Here is a 20821-nt window from a genome sequence, read left to right as displayed (position 1 = left end):
GAAGGATGTTCTAATGCAATTAAATGGAACGAGCGTTTACAAATGCTTTAAACAAAAACAGGCGGCATAAATGCCGCCTGTTTTTGTGAATTCTTGATTACTGATTCTTAGAAACGTAATCGATCGCTGCTTGAACAGTAGTGATCTTTTCAGCTTCTTCGTCAGGGATCTCGGTGTCAAACTCTTCTTCTAGAGCCATAACCAATTCAACAGTGTCTAGAGAATCTGCGCCTAAATCGTCTACAAAAGAAGCAGCTGATTTAACGTCTTCTTCTTTAACGCCAAGTTGCTCGATGATGATTTTCTTTACACGTTCTTCGATGTTGCTCATTAGTTTTCTTTCCTATTCAAATTACGCACTTGCGTAAGATTGCGAGTAGTTTATTCGAATTAGATAACAATGCAAGCTTAGATTTTGTGGTCTAACCACAAAAAATAACATTGAATTGTCACTAACACTGACTCAAATGAAGGTAGTTGCCTACCTATCGCTCTTAAACCATGTACATGCCGCCATTCACATGCAATGTTTCGCCTGTGATATAAGCGGCTGAATCCGAGGCCAAAAACAATACTGCATTGGCAATTTCTTGTGCTTGCCCTAATCGTTCCATCGGAACTTGCGACATGATAGCTTGTTGCTGCTCTACTGTCAGCTCATCTGTCATATCTGTCTGAATAAATCCAGGTGCAACAGCATTCACTGTTATTTGACGAGATGCAACCTCTCTTGCAAGAGATTTTGTAAATCCAATCAAACCCGCTTTGGCAGCCGAGTAATTTACTTGGCCTGCATTGCCCATTGTACCCACAACAGAACCGATGCTGATAATACGTCCGAAACGCTTTTTCATCATAGATCGCATTACTGGTTTAGACAATTTAAATAGTGATGTCAAATTAGTGTCAATAATATCTTGCCATTCATCATCTTTCATCCGCATCAATAAATTATCACGGGTAATACCTGCGTTGTTGATGAGAATATCAACTTCACCGGCTTTTTCTTTGATCTGGCTATATAAATCAGCCACTGACTGAGTATCAGTGACATTTAACACCATCCCAAAGCCTTTGTCACCCAAGTATGCTTGGATCGCCGCGGCGCCTTTTTCACTGGTTGCCGTTCCGATAACCATCGCGCCGGCTTGTACTAACGATTCAGCAATCGCTCGGCCAATGCCACGACTGGCCCCCGTCACCAAGGCAACTTTGCCGTCTAAATTAATGCTAAAGCTCATATCAACTCCTTTATTCGACTAATGCTGCAAATGAAGCAACATCATTGACCGCTTGAGCGGATATCGATTTATTAATTCTTTTTGTTAAACCGGTTAATACTTTCCCTGGTCCACACTCTATTAATTTTGTAACACCTTGTGTCGCCATAAATTCAACCGACTCACGCCAACGCACTGGACAATACAATTGACGCACTAAAGCATCTTTAATGGCCTGAGCATTTGTCGGCATTGCCACATCAACATTGTTAACAACATTAATTATAGGTTCAGAGAACGTCACTTCCATTAAGGCTTTGGCTAATTCATCAGCTGCTGGCTTCATTAACGCACAATGTGATGGCACGCTCACTGGCAATGCCACTGTCATTTTAGCACCAGCAGCTTTACATGCAGCAGCAGCGCGTTCAACGGCGGCTTTTTCACCCGCGATAACCACTTGACCTGGACTATTGTAGTTAACAGGGCTCACCACACAGCCTTCAGCAGACTCTGCGCACACTTTGGCAATAGCATCATCATCAAGGCCAATAATGGCATACATCGCGCCAGACCCAGCTGGAACGGCTTGTTGCATTAATTTACCACGAAGCTCAACTAATTTAACTGCATCAGTAAATTCAATCACACCACCGCACACTAACGCAGAGTATTCACCAAGACTGTGACCTGCAAGTAATGAGGGCATGGGCTTATTCGATGCCTGATATGCGCGCCAGATAGCCACGCTTGCCGTGAGCAATGCAGGCTGGGTTTTATCTGTTTCATTTAAGGTTTCAGCTGGGCCATTGGCAACAAGATCCCATAAATCATAACCTAACGCATCACTTGCTTGGGCAAAGGTTTGCCCAATAATGACATGATTTTGAGCCAATTCAGCTAACATTCCTACGGCCTGTGAACCTTGGCCAGGAAATACAAAAGCAACATTTTCCATCAACGGTTACCTGTATAAAAATAAATTTCAAAATTAAAAACGGATTAGTGCACTGCCCCAAGCAAAACCACCGCCAAATGCTTCGAGTAGTAATAAATGTCCACGCTGGATTCGGCCATCTCTAACGGCTTCGTCAAGCGCTATCGGTACTGATGCCGCAGAGGTATTGCCGTGTTTAGCTAATGTGAGAATGACTTTGTCTAAACTCATGTTAAGTTTCTTTGCTGTTGCCTTGATAATGCGGAAATTAGCTTGATGTGGCACTAACCAGTCAATTTCTGATTTATCGACATTATTAAGGAGCAAGGTTTCGGTGACCACATTAGACAACTGAGTTACCGCCACTTTAAACACATCGTTACCTTTCATCGTCATAAAACCGACAGCTTCAGAACTTTCATTCGCTCGAGGTGGGAAAGAACATTTTAATAAGTCCCCCTGGCTCCCATCAGCATAAATATGTGTCGCAATGATACCGGGAGTATCACTGGCACCAATAATCGCAGCGCCCGAACCATCACCAAATAAAATTACAGTGGAGCGGTCAGAAGGATCACACATTCGCGACAACACATCGGAACCAATAACCAGTACTTTTTTAGCGGCACCGGTTTTAACAAATTGATCCGCAACCGATAAAGCATAAATAAAACCAGAACACGCGGCAGCAATATCAAAGGCAGGGATATTTTTGACGCCTAATGAGGCTTGAATTTCGCATGCCGCAGCAGGAAATGCGTTTGAGGCACTTGTGGTTCCACAAACAATCATATCAAGATCACTTGCTTCGAGCCCCGCCATTTCAAGCGCTTTTAATGCCGCTTGATAACCCATTGTTGAAACCGATTCGTCTGTTGCAGCAATACGCCGCTCAGAAATACCGGTTCGGTCAACAATCCATTGGTCAGTGGTTTCAACCATTTTTTCGAGATCTTGATTGCTACGAACTTGCACAGGTAGATAGCTACCTGTTCCGAGAATTTTTGTTTGCATATATGAGATCAGCTATTGATGTCTAAAAGAATCGACTCCAAACGATCTTTAATCATTTCAGGAAGACGACGTTTTGCTTCTGTTGCTGCTAAATTTAATGCTTGTAAAAATGCAGCTTCATCCGCGTTACCATGACTCTTTACTACTATTCCGCGCAATCCTATCAGACTTGCACCGTTATAGTGGTCGGGGTTCATCTTACTGAGAACAGCTTGTATACGAGGAGCGATGAGTTTGGAGAGTAAACGAACAAAAAAACCGTCATTTAAGCCGCGTTTTAATTGGTGTACTAACAGTTTTGCAATGCCTTCTGAAGTCTTTAAGGTAATATTGCCGACAAATCCGTCGCAAACAATCACATCCACATTACCTGTGTAAATTTCATCGCCTTCTACAAAGCCAATATAATTAATTTGCTCGGTATGTTGTAGAATTTGACCGGCCTGTTGAACTTGGTCGTTACCCTTAATCGCTTCAATGCCGACATTAAGCAAAGCGACTTTGGGACGGGATTTCTTATGGACAGCTTCACATAATACAGACCCCATAATAGCAAACTGGAATAAGGTATCTGAGTCACAAGATACATTAGCCCCTAAATCCAATAAATAAACCGGTTTTCCGGTCATTGCGGGTAAGCAAGACACAAGTGCAGGTCGATCAATACCCGGTAAGGTTTTTAATAACACCTTAGCCATCGCCATTAATGCGCCCGTGTTACCGGCACTAACGCAAGCAGCGGCTTTGCCGTCGCGCACGAGCTCAAGGGCAATTCTCATAGAACTGTTTTTACGTGAACGCAAAGCATGAATGGGCTTATCGCACATTGTCACGACTTCAGTGGTATGGATTATTTCAATACGGGATAGATCTGTTGAGTGAGCTTGAGGTAGATATTTTTCTATTTCGGTTTGATTACCAACCAAAATAATATTTAAAGATGTGTGAAATTTCAATGCCTGCAAGGCTGCAGGCACTGTCACGTGGGGGCCGTGATCGCCCCCCATCGCATCTAACGCAAGCGTCAGATTTATCATTAGATTAGCAACAAATTACTTGTTGATAACCTTTACACCGCGGTAAAAACCATCAGCAGTCACGTTGTGACGTAGATGTAATTCACCGCTGGTTGCATCTACTGATAATTGAGCTGTGCTCAATGAATCATGTGAACGACGCATACCACGCTTTGAACGTGATTTTTTATTCTTTTGTACAGCCATTGGACCTGTCTCCTACGATTACTTGCTCTTCAGTTTTTCTAACACTGCAAATGGATTTGCACGCTCCTCATGAGCGGGTTCGATCTCGCCTACAACTACATCTTTCGATCCAGACTTACAATTATTATCATCGTGCATCGGGATGATAGGCATAGCGACTATCAATTCATCTTCAATCAATTGATGCAGACGTAATTCACCAATCTCATTACACTCAATTGGGTCATACGCATCCGGGAGCTCATCGATTTCTGCCTCAGTCTTACAAGGACTAAAACAAAAGTCGACCGTAACCTCAGTAGTAACTTGTGTCATACAACGTTGACATAGCAGAGTGAGCTCCGTCACAGCCTTCCCGCGAAGGTAGACTATCCCCTGTATATCGACGCCACATTCCAACGACACAACTACGTCGGAACAGTCGCCGGTACATAACTCGCTTAATCGCTTTAGTTGCTTACCTAAAATGGTACCTTCATAACGAAGGCCGCTAGAGGCTGCGCGTATAGGATCAATTGAAACCGGTATCTTTACTGTTTGCATAAGGCGCGCATATTATAGTTTGAAAACGCTGGAGTCAAAGAAAATTTCCGTAAAAATACGGTAATCTCACCTAACAATGAACTTTAGGTACTCTTTAATCCGGCATTAGGTTTGAAAGTTGGCAAATTTTACCGAACCCAACTCCATCACACAAGCATTACTCGATAAAAATGATCCATTTGCCTAGATGAATACAGTAAACTGACTAATATTCTGTTATTAGCCTAAAAATAATGAAGAAAAGCCAATGAAATTCAACCTAGTACTTGCATCAACCTCACCTTTTCGTCAGCAATTATTACAAACCTTAATGCTGCCTTTTAACTGCGTTAACCCTGATGTTGATGAAACTGCTGCAAAAGATGAAACAGCATTAGCATTAGTCAAACGGTTAGCTGAACAAAAAGCATTAGCCGGAGCGAACTTAATTGATCAAACATCCGTGCCACAATTAATTATTGGCTCAGATCAAGTCGCGATGATTAATGGTCAGATTATCGGTAAGCCAAATAACATCGAAAATGCTATTGCTCAATTAAGCGCGGCTTCTGGTCAAGCAATCACTTTTTATACCGGTCTAGCTGTATTTAATTGTGATAATCAACGCATGTTGTCGTGTGTTGAACCTTTTACAGTGCACTTTAAATCGTTAACAGAAGCGCAAATTCGCTACTACATCGACAAAGAACAACCATTATATTGCGCAGGTAGTTTTAAAGTAGAGGGGTTGGGAATCGCACTCTTTAGCCGCTTAGAAGGTGATGATCCTAATACTTTAATTGGTCTGCCATTAATTAGGCTTATCGATTTACTGGCACAGCATGGTGTTGATGTACTCAGCGAAGCCTCCAATAATCAATCAAATAATATTGGTCTAAAATATTGACCGGCATTATTTAACATTTCTGTGCATAAAGATGGGTGATTGGGTAAGTGATTAACAAAATGACAGGGCATAAACGCAGAGGTAATTAAAAATTATTTAAGTTAATGAAATACAGCGTCGGCAACACTTATGTGCGACGCTGCTGCATTTCAATTATCAATCATCATAAACACAAGATAGTTAAAGATAATCACGTATCGCAAGTGGCTTATCGACAATCGCGCGCGGATTTAGCGCTTGCAATTTTGATTGATTATGGGCGCCATAACTCACACCAATACTCGCCATACCAGCATTTTTGGCCATGGTTAAGTCATGGATTGAATCGCCAATCATAATGGCTCTATCTGCGGCAACATCAAAATGAGTCAATAACGAAAACAACATCTCAGGATGCGGTTTGCTTTCAGCGTCATCGGCACAGCGCGTCGCATGAAAGTACTGGCCTAAGCCTGTCCGTGCCAATACGTTATCAAGACCCTCTCGCCCTTTACCCGTCGCAACCGCTAATTGATAACCGCCAGCATGTAAACTGCGAATAAGTGATTCAACGCCCTCAAATAAAGGCGTAGGGTGCACATTGGCAACATGATGACGACGATAACAATCAATAATTTGCTCATGGTTTTGATGATCGGCAAATAAAATCGGCATAATTTTAGGTAAAGATAAGCCTATGACATCTCTTATTTGCTGTTCAGACGGGATAGGCAAAATGAGTTCTTGTGCTACATTTTGCATGCAAGACACTATTTTACCAATCGTGTCCATTAGCGTGCCATCCCAATCAAAAATGACCAGTTCATAAGCTTTATGTTGAATATTCAATACCATTCCTTACTTCATTTTCACACCGCTGTGGATGTTATATTCTTTTTAATTTTTCAAGTGTGCTAAGTAACACTGGGTCTAAAGGCGCCTTAACTTGCGTGACTTCATTATTCTCAGGATGAGTAAACTTAAGCTCAGCCGCATGTAAAAACAGACGATCTAAGCCTAATGCGCGCATGCTGTCGTCAAATTGTTGCTCGCTGTATTTATCATCACAGGCAATAGAATGACCCGCATATTGACAATGTACCCTAATCTGATGAGTACGCCCTGTCACAGGACTGGCCTTGACCAAGGTACACCCTTGGTATCGCTGCATGATTTTGAAACGCGTTTCCGACTCTTTACCTTCTTTATTAACTCGAACAATACGCTCGCCAGACTTTAAGGTAATTTTTAACAACGGCGCTTTGACCGATTTATCACTTGCTTGCCATTGGCCACGCACCAAGGCTAAATAATCTTTCTGCATGGTTTTACTGCGTAACTGTTCATGCAAATGTTTTAATGCACTGCGTTTTTTAGCAACAAGCAAGACGCCAGAAGTATCTTTATCTAAACGATGCACCAACTCTAAATACTTTTGTTGCGGGCGAAGTGAGCGTAAGCCCTCAATCACACCATAATCAACACCACTACCACCATGTACCGCAATGCCGGCAGGCTTATTTAATACAATTAAATGATTATCTTCGTGGATAATGCGATCTTCGAGCTGTGACACTCGAGATAAATTAGGCGAAGGTGCTTTGCGATTATCTTTTTCTGCAACTCGAACCGGCGGTATGCGAACGATGTCATCGATTTGCAATTTGTATTCTGGCTTGATGCGTTTTTTATTCACCCGCACTTCCCCTTTACGCACGATCCTATAAATCATGCTTTTGGGAACACCTTTTAATTTAGTTAGCAAAAAATTATCGATTCGTTGTTCAAAATTATCTTCGTCGATAGTCACGTATTCAACTTGGGGGGTGGTTTCAGTATTCATGATGCGCCATATAGTGGGAACCCTAATAGTGTACCTTATCTGGTAAATGCTTGGCTATTGCCACATCGGACTTGAAATAAATACACGAAAGAATATTGGCTTTTGATTGCTGAAAATAACGATTGTTGCTATATTTGCCCACAGGTTGAGAGTAAACAGTGGATAAAGTGTTCACAACTTTCACCAAATGCGAAACACTAACAGTTAAAAAAATGAACTTAACCGGTAGCAACTCATTGATTTGCAAATTGTATTTACTAAAAAAACGGCAAAACCCGTTTGTACAATTAAACCGTAAGTAATCAATAAATATTTTAATTTAACTGTGGTAAATCGCCCCAAATTCGAACAACATTTTAGCTTGTTATCAAACAAACCGATTCGACTTGGGCATTAACGGATTAAAATACCATAATTTATGGGGTTGGTTGTAACTCAACCAATTCCTTGTTTTTGTAAACATTAGAAAATAAGCCATAAATAGGATGCGACACGCAGAGACTGCGTTTTACAGTAATGAGCACCTAAATTGCCTGGATCTAACCGTGAGGTTATACCGATTAATTCAGGCCCGTAATGCAGAAAAATCGTGTTGTTTGATGACCTCATTTAGAAGAATCACGTCATCATGAAACGTATGTTAATTAATGCAACTCAATCAGAAGAGTTGCGCGTAGCCCTAGTTGATGGGCAAGAACTGTATGATTTAGACATTGAAAGTCCTGGTCACGAACAGAAAAAATCAAATATCTATAAAGGTAAAATCACCCGCGTAGAACCCTCTCTTGAAGCAGCCTTTGTTGACTACGGCGCAGATCGGCACGGCTTTTTACCCCTGAAAGAAATTGGTCGCGAATATTTCCCTAAAGGTTATTCATTCCAAGGCCGTCCTAACATCAAAGAAGTGGTGCATGAAGGACAAGAAGTCATCGTTCAAATCGACAAAGAAGAACGTGGCAATAAAGGTGCTGCACTGACGACGTTTATCAGTCTTGCGGGTTCTTATTTGGTGTTAATGCCAAACAACCCTCGTGCTGGCGGTATTTCACGACGTATTGAAGGTGATGAGCGTACCGAGCTTAAAGAGGCGATGTCGGAACTTGAAGTGCCTAACGGTATGGGGTTAATCGTCCGTACTGCTGGAGTAGGCAAAGAGTCCACAGAGTTAAAGTGGGACTTAAAAGTACTTCAACATCACTGGGATGCGATTCAAGAAGCCGCTCAAAGTAAAACGGCTCCATTCTTAATTCACCAAGAAAGTAATGTGATTGTTCGTGCCATTCGCGATTATTTACGTCGCGATGTAGGCGAAATTCTTATCGACCACCCGCGCATTTTCGAAGAAGCTAAACTGCATATTGGTTTGGTTCGCCCAGATTTTGTTGAACGCGTGAAACAATACGATTCTGAAGTGCCACTATTTACTCACTTCCAAATCGAATCTCAAATTGAATCAGCTTTCCAACGTGAGGTGCGCTTGCCTTCTGGTGGCTCAATTGTTATCGACCCAACTGAAGCATTAACCTCTATCGATATTAACTCTGCCCGCGCAACAAAAGGCGGCGATATCGAAGAAACAGCTTTAAACACCAACCTAGAAGCAGCAGATGAAATTGCACGTCAATTACGTCTTCGTGACTTAGGTGGTTTGGTGGTTATCGACTTTATCGATATGACACCAGTACGCCATCAGCGTGAAGTTGAAAACCGTTTACGTGATGCAGTACACCATGACCGAGCTCGCGTGCAGTTAGGCCGTATTTCACGATTTGGTTTGATGGAAATGTCACGCCAACGTTTGCGCCCTTCACTTGAAGAGTCCGCAGCACATATATGCCCACGTTGTCATGGCCAAGGCACTATTCGCAGTACCGAATCTTTAGCACTGTCTATTTTGCGTTTAATGGAAGAAGAAGCCATTAAAGAAAACACCACACAAATCGAAGCCATTGTGCCTGTTGATGTGGCGGCATTCTTATTAAATGAAAAACGTAAAACGATCCGTATTACTGAAGAACGCCACCAAGTTGAAGTGTACATTATCCCTGATGCACACATGCAGACTCCGGATTACCGAATGGTTCGTCGCAAAAGTGATGATGAAGTCATTGAGTCAAGCTACAAGCGTGTTGAGCAACCTGCCGCAAATCTGTATGAGCCTCGTAAACTTGAGCGCGCAGCGTCTCCAGAGCCTGCATTAAAAGGCTTCACCGCCCCTCAAAAAGCAGCAGAAGACACCGCAAAACCGGCTGTAAAAGTAACACCTGTAAATACCGCCCCTGTGGCAGCAGCACCTAGTCAGCCAGGATTATTCGCTCGGATGGCCTCAGCGGTTAGTGCCTTGTTTTCTGCTAATGAAGCTGAGGTCAAAGACACCAAAGCGGTACCGCAAACCAAAGAAAATGCGCCGACGAGTAACCGTCGTAACACTCGTCGTAATGACACACGTAACGACAGTACTAACCGTAATGACAAGCGTAATGACAGTCGTAATGATAGCCGCCGTCAGCGCAATGACAGCGACAAATCAAAAGAAGGCACAGAGGCTCGTCCTCAAAATAAGCGTAATGAACGTAATAGCAGAAACACAGGTCAAGACGACAACGCAAAAAACAAGCCGAGAAATGAAAAAGTTGACAAGCCATTACAAGTCAATGAAACCAAAGTAACAGAATCAAAAGCAACAGAAACTAAAGCAACAGACAGTAAAGTCACTACAGAAAAGTCTCCAAAGCAAGAAGCTGCTCGTGAACGTCGCCAGCGTCGTAACTTACGTCGTAAAGTGCGTATTGAAAGCGAACAGAATGAAGCATTATCAGCAACCGATGTTAATGAATCAAGTGACCAATCAGTCGATGTAATAACATCTGAAGCTAAAGCCGTAGAGTCAAAAGTATCTGAGGATAAAACATCAGAAACGAGACCGCCGCGTAGTCGTCGTCAACCTCGTAAAGAGAAAACTGAACAAACGACTGAAACACCAGCAGAGAGCGTTATCACTCAAGCGACTGAAGTAACAAACGTTACGACTACTGAGCCAGTTAACACCGACACGACTGATGTCGTTGAAGGTAAAGCGGAAGCAATTGAAGCCGATGTTAACACTAACAGTGAAACTGTCGTTGCTAATGCTGATGTTGCCAATGAAACGGATGAGTCAAGCACTGACACTGAAGATACCGCATCAGAAAATGAAACCGATGACACCAAAGCTGAAGGTCGTGAAGGTCAACGTCGAAGCCGTCGCAGTCCTCGTCATCTACGTGCTGCTGGTCAACGTCGTCGTCGTGATGATGAATCCGGTTCAACGCAGCAAGCCGTTTTCACTCCTAATGATGAGCTAGAGAAGCAATTAGACGCTGAGCTAAGCAGAAATCAAACCCAGGATAATGCCCCTGTTACTGAGGCTGTTGTTGAAACAGTTAGTACGGCTGTGGAAATGGTGAAGACTGACGCTAACAAGGCTGAAGTGACCAAGGCTGATGTCGAGCCAACGATTGTTGTTGCTGACAAGCCAGAGGCTAAAGAGGAAGTACCTCAAACACCTCCGGTAGTAAAAGCTCCTGAAGTAGCCGAAGATAAAGCGGCCGTTGAAGTTGCTAAAACGCCTGTTGCTGTTCCAGCTGTACAAGCGCCAGTCGCCGATACTGCAGAAACAGAGAAAACAACTGCAGTGAGCAGCAAACAAGATAAAGCGGTTGCAGCCAATGCATCAGCCCCGACGGCTAAGCCTGCGGCTATTGTCCGTCAAGCTAAGCCGGCAGCGGCAAAAGAAGTTGCGCCAGCAATCGTTTCTGCTGATGTCGCCACAGCAGCAAAAGCACCGGTGAAAACAAGTCGCTTTGGTTCTATGGTGTCATCTGACACGACTAAACCTACCGTAGATGTCCGTGAACAGAAGGCCGTACCTCAAGGACGTACTTATCAAGCACAAGCAACTGAAACCAATGCTCCGAAAGTAGCAATGAATAACAGTGCATCAGCTGATATGACTCGCCCTGGAGAGTAACGCTAAATAGGGCTAACTAAGCCCTATTGTTGATTAAGCCATGCTAAGCATGGCTTTTTTATTGAAAAAATTGTCTCGACCTAAAAGTGTAAACACATTTCCGGACATAACTGTAATACAAAAAAAGGGCCATTGAATAATCAATGCCCCCTTTTTTTATCTGTTTATCCCGTTCTTTCAGCACAACAAACCCATTGGTTTATACTTTACGTTTATCAGCAAATTTACTCATGACTTTATCAAATTTAGGCTTAACGACTAACTGACAGTAAGGCTGTTGCCCATTTTTAGCAAAGTAGTCATCGTGATAGCTTTCAGCGGGGTAAAACGTGTCGAACGCACTGATTTCGGTCACTATCGGCCTAGACCAAACTTGTTGTTCCGTTAACCGATTAATAAATCGGTTGGCGGCATCTATTTGAGCACTGTTATGAGTAAAAATTACCGACCGATACTGTGGGCCTTTATCATTACCCTGTTGGTTAAGTGTGGTGGGGTCGTGGCTTTCAAATAACACGCTAAGCAGTGTTTCATATTGAATAACGGCCGAATCGAACTCAATATGAATGACTTCTGCATGTGCTGTTTTACCAGAACACACCGCATCATAATTGGCATCTTTAGCATCACCGCCACAATAACCTGAAGTCGCACTTTGCACGCCATTAAGCTGAGCAAAAATGGCTTCAACACACCAAAAGCAACCCGCGCCAAAAGTCGCTTTTTCGTAAGAAGGCGTTGCCAAACTTGATTGAGTTAACTCATCAGAGGATTTAAAAATCATCGACACAGAATTCACACAATGACGAATATTGTTATCCGTTAGGTGTTCACCTTCAAATACATGGCCTAAATGGCCACCACATTGGGCACAGGTAATTTCGGTTCGATGACCATCAGCATCGAGTGTATGCTTTACGGCTCCCTCAATCTCATCATCAAATGCGGGCCAGCCACAATGTGCATTAAATTTATATTCACTATTATAAAGTGGTGCATCGCATTTTTTACACAAATACACACCTTGAGCATCATGATCGACAAATTCGCCACTAAAGGGACGTTCAGTGCCCTTTTGCTCGATAACGTACTGTTCAAATTCGGTTAGTTTATTCATTGTCTGCTCTCATTGAGTTTACTTGTCGCTTAAATAAAGAATACGTGAAATCCGCGGCATCAGTTCAATCAAATAATATGATGACACGCAAATAATTGCGACAAAGTGTGACTAAGGTTACCATTAGCGGTGGGTCAACACACTAATAAGAAATACAAAATGAAACTAAATACAATTGATTACCTAGCACCTGATAGTGCTGAGCGTTTTGTTGAATCGCTTCAACAAACAGGCTTTGGTGTATTATCTAACCACCCTATTCAAAAGCAACTTGTCGAAGATATTTATCAAGAATGGTACAACTTTTTTCAGTCTGAACAAAAACATGACTTTTTGTTTACACCAGAAACACACGATGGATTCTTTCCCGCATCGATTTCTGAAACCGCCAAAGGCAACAACGTAAAAGATATCAAAGAATATTATCATGTCTATCCTAGGGGACGTATTCCTGAGTCGTTAAAAGCAAATATTATTGCCTACTACGAACACGCAAATACATTAGCAACTGAACTACTGAGTTGGATTGAACAATATACCCCAGCTGAAGTCGCCGCTAAATATAGCATTCCATTGCCCGACATGATCGCAAAGAGCCAACAAACATTGTTGCGTATTCTGCATTATCCTCCGATGAAAGGAGATGAGGAAATGGGCGCAATTAGAGCGGCTGCACATGAAGACATAAATTTGATCACTCTGTTGCCAGCTGCCAATGAACCAGGCTTACAAGTTCTCACCAAAGAAGGTGAATGGATAGATGTACCTAGTGATTTTGGTAGTATTATCATTAATATCGGTGACATGCTCCAAGAAGCATCTGGCGGCTATTTTCCATCAACATCCCATAGAGTGATAAACCCTGAAGGGACTGACAAAACTAAATCGCGGATCTCATTACCGCTGTTTTTGCACCCCAATCCAGAAGTGGTGTTATCAGACCGTTATACTGCTGACAGCTATTTAAAGGAAAGATTACGGGAATTAGGCCTTATTTAAGCATTAAGACTTCATTTTACGACGATACTAAGCGCCTTCCGGCGCTTTTTTTATGTATTTAATCGGCTAACGAGGTAGAATATCACTTTTGTATATATTGTATTTATTTTCCGATTTATAAGGCAACATCATGGCAATTCAGTGGTATCCAGGACACATGCACAAAGCACGTAAAGAGATCGAGGAGGCAATGCCTCAAGTGGATCTCGTTATTGAAGTGCTCGATGCACGTATTCCCTACAGCAGTGAAAACCCAATGGTGTCACAACTACGTGGTGATAGACCCTGTATTAAATTACTCAATAAGTCTGATTTAGCGGATCCTGAGGTCACGGCTCAGTGGATTGAATACTTAGAACGTGAACAAGGCGTTCAGGCATCAGCAATCACAACGTTACAACCCGCTATGGTAAGAAGCATTCCAGATCTTTGCCGTAAGCTGGTGCCACACCGTGACATCATGGAAAAAGACATCCGCACCATGATCATGGGCATACCTAACGTCGGTAAATCAACGATTATTAATACCTTAGCGGGTCGCACTATAGCCAAAACAGGTAATGAACCTGCAGTCACAAGACGTCAGCAACGTATTAACTTGCGTAACGGAATCGTACTGTCGGATACTCCGGGCATTTTATGGCCAAAAGTGGACAATGAAGCCAGTAGCTATCGCCTTGCTGTCACTGGTGCAATTAAAGATACCGCAATGGAATACGAAGATGTGGCCATGTTTGCTGCAGGCTATTTCCTTAAAGCCTATCCTGACGAAATTTGCGAACGTTATAAGCTTCAATCGCTACCAGCCAGCGATATCGAATTACTTGAAGCTATCAGTCGTTCTCGCGGAGCACTTCGCCCTGGCGCACGAGTTGATTACCATAAAGTATCTGAACTATTACTACATGAATACCGCTCAGGGAAAATCGGCCTATTAAGCCTTGAAACCCCAGCCATGGCTGAAGTAGAAAAAGAGGAAGTTGCACGTAAATTAGCGGAGAAAGAACTCATTAAACAGCAGAAAATAGAACAAGAGAAACTTAAACGCTCCGGTAAACGTTATAACGATTAAGCACAATAAATGGACTAGGTCGTCAACTGAATGTCGACCTCGTCATTGAAGAGAACGTTGCTGACGCAATAATATTTCAACGTGAAGCTAGCTTTATCGCCAATGCCATTAAACTGGCTTCTAGCAAATCGATAACCATCTCAAACCCTCTTTCACCACCATAATATGGATCCGGTACTTCTTCGACTAACGAATCACCAAAGCTTAACATCAACTGTAATTTATAACGCAAATGGGCAGGACATCGTTCGGTCAAATCAGCTAGATTAACAAAATCTGCTGCTAGAATTAAATCAAATCGTTCAAAGTCGGTGTCTATCACCTGTCGTGCTTTCATTCCCGAAAAATCAAGTCCGCGCTTATTACCAGCAATAATACTGCGCCGGTCAGGAGAATGACCTTGATGATAGGCAATAGTACCAGCAGAATCGATTTCCAGCTGAAGTGGGTAGTGTTTTATTTGCTGCCTAAATACCGCCTCTGCCGTCGGTGAACGGCAAATATTGCCCATACATACAAAGAGGACGGAGTTTACATTTAAAAGATCTTTATCATCCATCATTTATAACCGCCATTATCTCCAGTTTCAATTCATCACTGACTCTGGGGCCTATACCTTAAGCGCATTTTTCATCACTTAGCCTTGTTCATTTGAGCTTTACATTAACTCGCGGCTCAACATGTCACAGTGGTTGAATGAATATGACATGTTATTGTGACGGCCTTTCTCGTAAAAAGGAGGCAAATCTTGGCGTCCCTTTTTGAGTAAACCCTAGATACTGATAAGTAATTATCGACCCCACCAAGGGTGGATTTTCTCGTTGTTTATCGCTTAGACCACTGCCAACATTAAACACCAATCCCGCGGGCGTTTTTACCACCAGAGCGCCCAGCTTACCTCGATACTTACCTTTTCCTTGAGTATGGCCAATCACCACAGCTTCAGCATCATACTTGGGCTTTAGTTTAATAATATACTCACTGCGCCCCACTACATAATGAGCTTGCTGATAATGTAACATTAACCCTTCCCCACCAGCATTAACAACGCCATCTAGTATCGTAAACAGTGCTTCGGTTGAAGCCACAGTTTCCTGCTTAATAACCTGTAGATGAGTGGAAGCGGTTTGTTCTACCATCATTTTCATCGCAGAATAACGTTCACTAAAGGGCCCTGGATGCTGTGGTAAGTCAAACATCATAAACCTTACCTCCTGCCATTCTTGATCGGGTACTTGTTGACGTCGAACCAACGCAGAAATCTGCTCGAAACGATTTCGACCTAACCATAGTTCACCGTCAATGGCCACATGAGGAAAGCCAAGAGTAAACGACGCAGGTAAAGCCACTTTTCTGCCGCTACGAGTCAGCATGTTACTACCATCCCAATAGCCTCGAACGCCATCTAGTTTTTCACTCACTAAATACTCAGCCACCACTGTGTCTTGTTGATATTGAGTTGCTAACTGAATGGGCGGTGTGGATAAAACTTCACTGTTTGTAGGTAAACAATACAGTGCAACAATCAGCGAAAATAAAAGAGTGGGTATCCTACGCATATGCAATCCTTGCTTTTAATTAAATCCATATAATGTTTATTTCGCTTTCGTTGAAAAATTATGTTGATCCTCGATAAGTTGTACTTATTGGCCACAAAGCGCTTTCCAAGTCATACCAATAAAAACCTTTTAATACATAATCGTACCTTTGATAAAACCACAAATTCGTACTTATCGAGATCCTATCGTTGTTAAATTGAATATATTAAAGCCTAGTACAAACAGCAGAATTATCCAATCAATGCTACAGCCTACTCTGATACCCATTGACCCGTGATGAGGCCATCATGAACTTACTAAAATAGGTGTTTTCTTTTCCCTGCGACACATCATTAAGGTTAAATCAACCTCAACTCAGGCTAAGACGTGGGGTTGGTAAGCTAAGCGCAAACTCTTTCACCTAATTCATATCAAACTTGTCATTTGCTTTACTAACAAAACGGATTGACGCGATAATAGTGTACCTATTGCAAGTCAATGCAACGCAGATACCAGGACAAAGAGCTGTTTGATAACCTTTTATTATTCCGAACTGAGATTAAATTACTACTGGAAGCATATGAACGGAATGTTACAATCTACGCAAATAAAACCCAAAAGATAATTAACAAAATGAAACCAGAGAATAATCACGGTCTAAAACGCGTTTTTCGGGCTACGGGATTTTCAATGAAAGGTCTGATGTCCGCGTGGAAAAATGAAGCGGCATTTAGGCAAGAAACCGTGCTTGCTTGCATAATGTTACCCATTGTACTGTTGATCAACATCAGCACACCTGAGCGTATTTTGCTTATCATGACCGTGTTAATTGTATTGATTGTCGAATTGTTGAACTCAGCTATTGAAGCCGTTGTTGATCGTATTGGTGATGAGATCCACCCTCTCAGTGGTCAGGCAAAAGACATCGCTTCTGCAGCAGTATTTATCAGTTTAGTATTGTGCGCGCTCACCTGGAGCATCATTATTTGGCCATTACTGTTTTAATAACAGCCAAGCAAAGATTAATCAGCGCATTTATCAGTTTTCAAAATTGAAATGGCTTGTTCAATATAAGAAATTCTTTCATTTTTGGCCCAATAAGCCGCATACACATGTCGATAGATACATGGTGCATCATCCACGTTATATAAGGTGCCATTGTCTAAAAAAGGTCGAATGAGAGCTTCAGGTAAAAAAGCGCACCCACCATTATTGAGAATAAAATCCAATGCCATACGGGCAGAACTTGTATGCAATACCGGTAACGGCAACATAGTAAAATCTTGAGCATGAGTAATATTAAACGCGGTACCCCAGTCTACTTTTATATAAGGTAAAGAAGGTGTTTGATCAAGCGTGATCCCCTGTTGTTTGGACACTAAATACAATTTGATTTGAGCAAGCTTAACTAATGTGACCCCATCAAGCTTTGGCGGATCGAAAGTAATCGCAATGTCTAAGGTGCGCTCAATAAGTTGGCGAGTCATTACCAATGCCGGCAAGACATCAGTTCTTAAGGCCACGCCTTCCAAGCGTAAATGTAATGGTTGTAACAAACCTTGTAAAAACGCATCCCAAATATTATCCCCAGCAGACAAAGCCAACTGGGCACTGTGCTGCTGATTTAAAATAATATCTTGTTTTGCTCTTTCCCAAGCATTAAGCACCGCTTCAGCATGGCCAAGCATTCTTTCGCCTGCGGGGGTTGGCTGAATATTGTTACGCAAACGTTCAAATAGCGCTATCCCCAAAATATTTTCTAGCTGTTTTATCCTAAAACTGACAGCGCTTCGGGTTAGGTAAAGATTTTCAGCCGCTTTACCAAAATGCCGAGTGCGAGACACTTCTAAGAAGGTTTTTAATAAATCTGTATCCATAAAAATTGTTTACCATTAGGGACAAAATATTTTGATTTAAAAAATGATAATACTAGCCAATACTCCAGTTGCAAATCTTTATATCTCATAATCTAGAAGGTATTAGCCATGTCTGAGCAATCATTTATCAATGCTAAACAGGGTATTGATGCTAACACCAATGGTCACAGCAACAGTTTCCAATCGACTAAACGTTTCTATGATGATGCAAATTTTCCAAAAGGATTTAAGCGTTGTGGTGATTTTACCAGCAAGGAGGCTGACTTGCTTGAACAACATGGTCAAGCAATGAAAAATTTAGTCGATGGATCACAATTACCTCGTAATGTCGACGAAGACCAATTTATTAGCGTTATACAAGGTACTTTACCCGCAACAACACCAATGGAGTTATTGTGGTCTAAGTATTGTCGTCTAGCAAAAGGGAAACCGTTTTATGCGGTTTTAGGGACTATTAACACGCCAGCCAGCGCTAAAGTTGAAATTGAAGTTGAATTTGACGATGTTGAAGAGGATGTTTCTGACACCGATGAGCCAGAATAAATCCTATTTTAACGGTTAAAGCAACCTCTCACAGTTTTAACATTTGCGCTACAATAGCCAAAAGGTAGAGTCAATATATTGCTCTACTTTTTTTGTTTTGTCACATAATTGTCACTCACCGCAGTTAACGTCAATGCTCTGGCGCCCTCGCTACATCTCACTCTGTCGCCGAAACGATTATTTTATGCCTTTAAGATCAAACTACGTCCGAAAACATGATTTAGCGCAATAATCTTATACAAATACTTCACATTTAGTAACAAAGTGCTAGTATACCCACTGAAGAATTTGTCCCATTTATTTAACTTAATGTTTATAACTCTGTATTTGATGCCCTGATTTTAGTTATCGGCGCAGATTAGATTAAGTCATAAATTCGACAGCAGCATTATATGAGACGTATATCCTGTGATATAGAAAAATAAATGCGGAGTTTCAATGATAAGATCTTTTTTTTGTATAGTGTTATTGATATTCGGTACTCGTGCCGCTTTGGCAGAGACGGATCTATCAACTGATAGCTCAACTGACAATTATACCCTCGATATCGGTATATTCTATGCTAATTCTGATTCAAACTTCATCGCAACAAGCCCTAAAACAGGCGGGACATTCCCAATTGATTTTGAAGATGAACTTCTACTAGCTGAAGAACAATATTTACCCTACTTTGAATTTACTTTCTCTTTCAACCAACGTCATAGCATTTATATTGATTGGAAATCGTTGGATCGCAAAGCAGACACAGAAACAGTATCGCAAGATTTTATCCTTGAAGATATTGACGGCAAAGATTACCTCATTGAAACTGGCTCGAAACTGAGTACCGAACTCAATATTGATATTCTACGCATTGGTTATGGTTATGACATCTGGCAAGGTACTCATTACGCAGTTGGGGTGTCAGTCGGTTTACATGCCATGTTTATCGAAACAGCCTTTAAAGGCACTATCGGTATTTGCGTCCCAGATTCAAGCTTAAGCAGTTTATGCACCAATGCGGTAGCCACGCCAGAAGTTGTAGACGAAACGCTCACGGCGCCATTACCAGACATTGGTGTTTACGGCTCTTACGAGTTTTATCCTGGCTGGACATTTGATGCACACGCACAGTATTTTGCCCTCAAATATGATGATGTCGATGGATCATTAGTCGATGTCCGTTTAGGTGTTGAAGCTAAATTTTGTGATAACTGGTCAATAAAACTGGCTTACAACTATTATGATGTCGATGTCACTATCAAAAAGACACGTAATGTCGGTAATATTGAACAACGTACTTTTGATTACAATATTAATTACAGCTTTACCGGCCCAATGTTTGCGGTCTCTTACGTGTTTTAATATCACTCGAGTCCCCCCAAAAGCATCTTAGGATGCTTTTTTTGTGACATCTCTCGTGATAATGCCATAGTACAAACCACGTTATTCTTGTTATATTCAACTCAATTGTAGATTTTTTCAAAGTCTTTTCTTAGCCCGGTTCATGAGGCACTTAATGTCGAACACTCTACTGCAAACCGCTGCAGCCAATTTGAAAAAAGCAGTTCCGTTAATGTTAAAATATAGAATACCCACCACGCCGACAAACTACGCGCTTTGGTATGCTTACGTGGGCGAACAGAACCCGTTACTCAACCAAGAGTTAGATATTGCGGTCAAACAGAATCAAACCTGTTCACCAGTAACCAGTGAATTATTATATCGTAAGCATGTGGCGGACCCGGTTGAGCTCAATGTACGTGAAATGCGTAAAAATCTTGATGCGATGGTATGTGAATTATCTCAGTCACTCAAAGACACTAATTCAGACACCGAAACCTTTCAAACCCAAATTGATAAAGATTTTAAAAAATTAAGCAACCTTGAAAACCAAGGCTTCTCGCTTGAACAAGTTACCGGCATTGTCAGAAATATCGTTAAAGAGTCTTCCAGCATCCGTTCTATACCCGTGATCATTGAAAATGCTTGATTTTGTCCCAAATGGGATCATCATAGCCCCATGAAACAAATTACACTCT

General features: G+C 41.8%; 20 protein-coding genes and 1 pseudogene. 8 read left to right on the top strand and 13 right to left on the bottom strand.

Annotated elements, in window-relative coordinates; translation table 11 throughout:
* Positions 1-97: 97 nt before the first annotated feature.
* From acpP to yceD, 7 genes are all read right to left on the bottom strand, one after another.
* A complete protein-coding gene (gene acpP / locus AAEZ02_RS07150; RefSeq protein WP_011496723.1) occupies positions 98-331 on the bottom strand; it encodes an acyl carrier protein in 234 nt (77 codons plus the stop codon).
* Positions 332-494: 163 nt separating this feature from the next.
* Positions 495-1241, bottom strand: coding sequence for a 3-oxoacyl-ACP reductase FabG (gene fabG, locus AAEZ02_RS07145; RefSeq protein ID WP_101030661.1), 747 nt, complete (start codon positions 1239-1241; stop codon positions 495-497).
* A gap of 10 nt (positions 1242-1251) precedes the next feature.
* Positions 1252-2178, bottom strand: coding sequence for an ACP S-malonyltransferase (gene fabD / locus AAEZ02_RS07140; RefSeq protein WP_124013774.1), 927 nt, complete (start codon positions 2176-2178; stop codon positions 1252-1254).
* A 33-nt stretch (positions 2179-2211) separates the two neighbouring features.
* Complete coding sequence (locus AAEZ02_RS07135) at positions 2212-3171, bottom strand: beta-ketoacyl-ACP synthase III (RefSeq protein ID WP_351122415.1); 960 nt, start codon at positions 3169-3171, stop codon at positions 2212-2214.
* An 8-nt stretch (positions 3172-3179) separates the two neighbouring features.
* A complete protein-coding gene (gene plsX, locus AAEZ02_RS07130; protein WP_101030652.1) occupies positions 3180-4208 on the bottom strand; it encodes a phosphate acyltransferase PlsX in 1029 nt (342 codons plus the stop codon).
* Positions 4209-4223: 15 nt separating this feature from the next.
* Positions 4224-4394, bottom strand: a complete 171-nt coding sequence (rpmF, locus tag AAEZ02_RS07125; RefSeq protein ID WP_101030648.1) for a 50S ribosomal protein L32 — start codon at positions 4392-4394, stop codon at positions 4224-4226.
* An 18-nt stretch (positions 4395-4412) separates the two neighbouring features.
* Entirely contained in the window at positions 4413-4937 is a 525-nt protein-coding gene (yceD, locus tag AAEZ02_RS07120) for a 23S rRNA accumulation protein YceD (protein WP_101030645.1), read from the bottom strand.
* Positions 4938-5184: 247 nt separating this feature from the next.
* On the opposite strand from yceD, the gene AAEZ02_RS07115 reads away from it, so the two are divergent.
* The gene (locus AAEZ02_RS07115) at positions 5185-5823 is read left to right on the top strand and encodes a Maf family protein (protein ID WP_124013776.1); all 639 of its coding nucleotides are present in this window, start codon (positions 5185-5187) and stop codon (positions 5821-5823) included.
* Positions 5824-6003: 180 nt separating this feature from the next.
* Here AAEZ02_RS07115 and AAEZ02_RS07110 read toward each other — a convergent pair whose 3' ends face one another.
* Positions 6004-6657, bottom strand: coding sequence for an HAD-IA family hydrolase (locus AAEZ02_RS07110; RefSeq protein ID WP_198554720.1), 654 nt, complete (start codon positions 6655-6657; stop codon positions 6004-6006).
* 31 nt (positions 6658-6688) lie between these two features.
* Complete coding sequence (gene rluC / locus AAEZ02_RS07105; protein WP_101030639.1) at positions 6689-7645, bottom strand: 23S rRNA pseudouridine(955/2504/2580) synthase RluC; 957 nt, start codon at positions 7643-7645, stop codon at positions 6689-6691.
* A gap of 628 nt (positions 7646-8273) precedes the next feature.
* Here rluC and rne point away from each other — a divergent pair.
* On the top strand, positions 8274-11654 hold the full coding sequence (rne, locus tag AAEZ02_RS07100; RefSeq protein WP_124013777.1) for a ribonuclease E: 3381 nt from the start codon (positions 8274-8276) through the stop codon (positions 11652-11654).
* Positions 11655-11853: 199 nt separating this feature from the next.
* On the opposite strand, the gene AAEZ02_RS07095 is transcribed toward rne, so the two are convergent.
* Positions 11854-12771 (bottom strand): bifunctional methionine sulfoxide reductase B/A protein, encoded by a 918-nt coding sequence (locus tag AAEZ02_RS07095; RefSeq protein WP_124013778.1) that lies wholly within the window; start codon positions 12769-12771, stop codon positions 11854-11856.
* 159 nt (positions 12772-12930) lie between these two features.
* Between AAEZ02_RS07095 and AAEZ02_RS07090 the strand changes: the two genes are divergently transcribed.
* Positions 12931-13770, top strand: a complete 840-nt coding sequence (locus tag AAEZ02_RS07090; protein WP_124013779.1) for an isopenicillin N synthase family dioxygenase — start codon at positions 12931-12933, stop codon at positions 13768-13770.
* Between the two features lie 130 nt (positions 13771-13900).
* Positions 13901-14842 carry a ribosome biogenesis GTPase YlqF gene (ylqF, locus tag AAEZ02_RS07085; RefSeq protein WP_124013780.1) on the top strand — a complete coding sequence of 314 codons (942 nt, stop codon included), beginning with the start codon at positions 13901-13903 and terminating at the stop codon, positions 14840-14842.
* 76 nt (positions 14843-14918) lie between these two features.
* Here ylqF and AAEZ02_RS07080 read toward each other — a convergent pair whose 3' ends face one another.
* Together AAEZ02_RS07080 and AAEZ02_RS07075 are read right to left on the bottom strand one after the other, a co-directional pair.
* Positions 14919-15404 (bottom strand): low molecular weight protein-tyrosine-phosphatase, encoded by a 486-nt coding sequence (locus tag AAEZ02_RS07080; RefSeq protein ID WP_124013781.1) that lies wholly within the window; start codon positions 15402-15404, stop codon positions 14919-14921.
* Between the two features lie 148 nt (positions 15405-15552).
* The gene (locus AAEZ02_RS07075) at positions 15553-16401 is read right to left on the bottom strand and encodes a DNA ligase (protein WP_124013782.1); all 849 of its coding nucleotides are present in this window, start codon (positions 16399-16401) and stop codon (positions 15553-15555) included.
* Between the two features lie 612 nt (positions 16402-17013).
* Between AAEZ02_RS07075 and AAEZ02_RS07070 the strand changes: the two genes are divergently transcribed.
* Positions 17014-17385, top strand: a complete 372-nt coding sequence (locus AAEZ02_RS07070; protein WP_101030617.1) for a diacylglycerol kinase — start codon at positions 17014-17016, stop codon at positions 17383-17385.
* Positions 17386-17402: 17 nt separating this feature from the next.
* Here the strand turns inward: AAEZ02_RS07070 and AAEZ02_RS07065 are convergent, their stop codons facing one another.
* On the bottom strand, positions 17403-18257 hold the full coding sequence (locus AAEZ02_RS07065) for a LysR family transcriptional regulator (protein ID WP_124013783.1): 855 nt from the start codon (positions 18255-18257) through the stop codon (positions 17403-17405).
* A gap of 108 nt (positions 18258-18365) precedes the next feature.
* Between AAEZ02_RS07065 and AAEZ02_RS07060 the strand changes: the two genes are divergently transcribed.
* The 3 genes and pseudogenes from AAEZ02_RS07060 to AAEZ02_RS07050 all read left to right on the top strand — a co-directional run.
* The gene (locus AAEZ02_RS07060) at positions 18366-18800 is read left to right on the top strand and encodes a MaoP family protein (protein ID WP_124013784.1); all 435 of its coding nucleotides are present in this window, start codon (positions 18366-18368) and stop codon (positions 18798-18800) included.
* 438 nt (positions 18801-19238) lie between these two features.
* Entirely contained in the window at positions 19239-20144 is a 906-nt protein-coding gene (locus AAEZ02_RS07055) for a hypothetical protein (RefSeq protein ID WP_124013785.1), read from the top strand.
* A 154-nt stretch (positions 20145-20298) separates the two neighbouring features.
* Positions 20299-20745, top strand: a pseudogene (locus AAEZ02_RS07050) (GGDEF domain-containing protein); the annotation flags it as partial.
* Between the last annotated feature and the right edge of the window lie 76 nt (positions 20746-20821).

Origin of the sequence: Shewanella sp. T24-MNA-CIBAN-0130, from assembly GCF_040310185.1 — a bacterium.
Taxonomy (GTDB): Bacteria; Pseudomonadota; Gammaproteobacteria; order Enterobacterales; family Shewanellaceae; genus Shewanella; species Shewanella psychromarinicola.
Note: the sequence above shows the minus strand (reverse complement) of the source record. Positions and strands in the feature narration are given on the sequence as shown.